Below are 3,314 nucleotides of genomic sequence, written 5' to 3'. Positions count from 1 at the left end.
AATGATGAGTAAATAGAAAGATAAAGCTCTTTAACAATTAGGAACAAGCTGAAAGAAACGAGTTCTCGTTTTTGCGGAAGGAAGCGATATGAAGATATCTGCGACTGGAAGTAAGAAAGAGAAGAAAGCGTAATTTAGACCAAGACAACTGTGAGTTGTAAGGTTAAGAAATTAAGCGTACACGGTGGATGCCTAGGCAATCAGAGGCGAAGAAGGACGTGTTAATCTGCGAAAAGCGACGGTGAGCCGATAAAAGGCGCCATAGCCGTTGATGTCCGAATGGGGAAACCCAGTGTAGGAGACTACACTATCATATGATGAATACATAGTCATATGAGGCGAACCGGGAGAACTGAAACATCTAAGTACCCCGAGGAAAAGAAATCAACCGAGATTCCCTAAGTAGCGGCGAGCGAAAGGGGAGCAGCCCAAGCGGGTAGCATATTGTATTAGTGGAAGCGTCTGGAAAGTCGCACGATAGAGGGTGAAAGTCCCGTACACGAAGGTGCGATGTGTGGAAGCTTATAGAGTAGGGCGGGACACGTGATATCCTGTCTGAAGATGGGGGGACCATCCTCCAAGGCTAAATACTCCTGATTGACCGATAGTGAACCAGTACCGTGAGGGAAAGGCGAAAAGAACCCCGGGAGGGGAGTGAAATAGACCCTGAAACCGTGTACGTACAATCAGTGGGAGCATGTATCATAAGATATGTGTGACTGCGTACCTTTTGTATAATGGGTCAGCGACTTATATTCTGTAGCGAGGTTAACCGAATAGGGGAGCCGAAGGGAAACCGAGTATTAACTGTGCGTTAAGTTGCAGGGTATAGACCCGAAACCCGGTGATCTAGCCATGGGCAGGTTGAAGGTTGGTTAACACTAACTGGAGGACCGAACCGACTAATGTTGAAAAATTAGCGGATGACCTGTGGCTGGGGGTGAAAGGCCAATCAAACCGGGAGATAGCTGGTTCTCCCCGAAAGCTATTTAGGTAGCGCCTCATGAGTAACTGTTGGGGGTAGAGCACTGTTTCGGCTAGGGGGCCATCCCGGCTTACCAACCCGATGCAAACTCCGAATACTGACAAGTTTAATCATGGGAGACACACGGCGGGTGCTAACGTTCGTCGTGAAGAGGGAAACAACCCAGACCGCCAGCTAAGGTCCCGAAGTCATAGTTAAGTGGGAAACGAAGTGGGAAGGCTTAGACAGCTAGGATGTTGGCTTAGAAGCAGCCATCATTTAAAGAAAGCGTAATAGCTCACTAGTCGAGTCGGCCTGCGCGGAAGATGTAACGGGGCTAAAACTATGCACCGAAGCTGCGGCAGTGCACGTAAGTGTATTGGGTAGGGGAGCGTTCTGTAAGCCGTAGAAGGTGTGTTGTGAGGCATGCTGGAGGTATCAGAAGTGCGAATGCTGACATAAGTAACGATAAAGCGGGTGAAAAGCCCGCTCGCCGGAAGACCAAGGGTTCCTGTCCAACGTTAATCGGGGCAGGGTGAGTCGACCCCTAAGGAGAGGCCGAAGGGCGTATCTGATGGGAAACGGGTTAATATTCCCGTACTGGCTATAACTGCGATGGGGGGACGAAGAAGGCTAGGTTTACCACCTATTGGATGGTGGGTTAAGCATGTAGGCGTGTGATTAGGCAAATCCGGTCACTGAGACGCTGAGGTGTGATGACGAGCTACTAAGGTAGTGAAGTAATTGATGCCCTGCTTCCAGGAAAATCCTCTAAGCTTCAGGTTATAGTTAATCGTACCCGAAACCGACACAGGTGGTCAGGTAGAGAATACTCAGGCGCTTGAGAGAACTCGGGTGAAGGAACTAGGCAAAATGGTGCCGTAACTTCGGGAGAAGGCACGCTGATGTTAATTGAAGTCCCATGCGGATGGAGGTGAAATCAGTCGAAGATACCAGCTGGCTGCAACTGTTTAATAAAAACACAGCACTGTGCAAACACGAAAGTGGACGTATACGGTGTGACGCCTGCCCGGTGCTGGAAGGTTAATTGATGGGGTTATGCGTAAGCAGAAGCTCTTGATCGAAGCCCCAGTAAACGGCGGCCGTAACTATAACGGTCCTAAGGTAGCGAAATTCCTTGTCGGGTAAGTTCCGACCTGCACGAATGGCGTAATGATGGCCAGGCTGTCTCCACCCGAGACTCAGTGAAATTGAAATTGCCGTGAAGATGCGGTGTACCCGTGGCAAGACGGAAAGACCCCGTGAACCTTTACTATAGCTTGACAGTGAACATTGAGCCTTAATGTGTAGGATAGGTGGGAGGCAAAGAAGCATGCACGCTAGTGTGTGTGGAGTCGACCTTGAAATACCACCCTTTAATGTTTGATGTTCTAACCTATACTTCTGAATCGAGGTAAGGGACACTGTCTGGTGGGTAGTTTGACTGGGGCGGTCTCCTCCCAAAGAGTAACGGAGGAGCACGAAGGTTAGCTAATCCTGGTCGGACATCAGGAGGTTAGTGCAATGGCAAAAGCTAGCTTGACTGCGAGAGTGACGGCTCGAGCAGGTACGAAAGTAGGTCATAGTGATCCGGTGGTTCTGAATGGAAGGGCCATCGCTCAACGGATAAAAGGTACTCCGGGGATAACAGGCTGATACCGCCCAAGAGTTCATATCGACGGCGGTGTTTGGCACCTCGATGTCGGCTCATCACATCCTGGGGCTGAAGTAGGTCCCAAGGGTACGGCTGTTCGCCGTTTAAAGTGGTACGCGAGCTGGGTTTAGAACGTCGTGAGACAGTTCGGTCCCTATCTGCCATGGGCGTAGGAAAATTGAGAGGGTTTGCTTCTAGTACGAGAGGACCGAAGTGAACGCACCGCTGGTGTTCGGGTTGTGATGCCAATTGCATTGCCCGGTAGCTACGTGCGGAATAGATAAGTGCTGAAAGCATCTAAGCACGAAACTAGCCTTGAGATGAGTTTTCCCTGAAGAGATTCAGTAAGGTCCGTTTGAGACTAAGACGTAGATAGGTCAGGTGTGTAAGTGTAGTGATACATTGAGCTAACTGATACTAATGAACCGAGAGTCTTAACCTTACAACTCGGAGTTGTTTTGGGTTACGCGAAGAGATGATTAAAATTTAGATAAACAGTTTGTTCCGGATTGAGCGATTGGTGTAGTTGTGAGATAATGTGCACTGATTGAGAAAGAGAAGACAGGATATGTCTGGCGGTAATAGCGCGGTGGTCCCACCTGACCCCATGCCGAACTCAGAAGTGAAACGCCGTAGTGCCGATGGTAGTGTGGGTATTACCCATGTGAGAGTAGGGTGCCGCCAGACTTTTAAATA

The 3,314-nt window shown here is 49.4% G+C and carries 2 rRNA genes; both read left to right on the top strand.

Annotated elements, in window-relative coordinates:
- The first annotated feature begins 161 nt into the window (after window positions 1-161).
- A 23S ribosomal RNA gene (locus GQ594_RS11635) occupies window positions 162-3,060 on the top strand.
- A 129-nt stretch (window positions 3,061-3,189) separates the two neighbouring features.
- Window positions 3,190-3,305 (top strand): 5S ribosomal RNA (gene rrf / locus GQ594_RS11630).
- Window positions 3,306-3,314 lie beyond the last annotated feature (9 nt).

Origin of the sequence: Gilliamella sp. Pra-s52 (assembly GCF_009795805.1) — a bacterium.
Taxonomy (GTDB): domain Bacteria; phylum Pseudomonadota; class Gammaproteobacteria; order Enterobacterales; family Orbaceae; genus Gilliamella.
The sequence above is the reverse complement of the archived record's forward strand: the minus strand, read 5'-3'. Positions and strand labels throughout refer to the sequence as shown.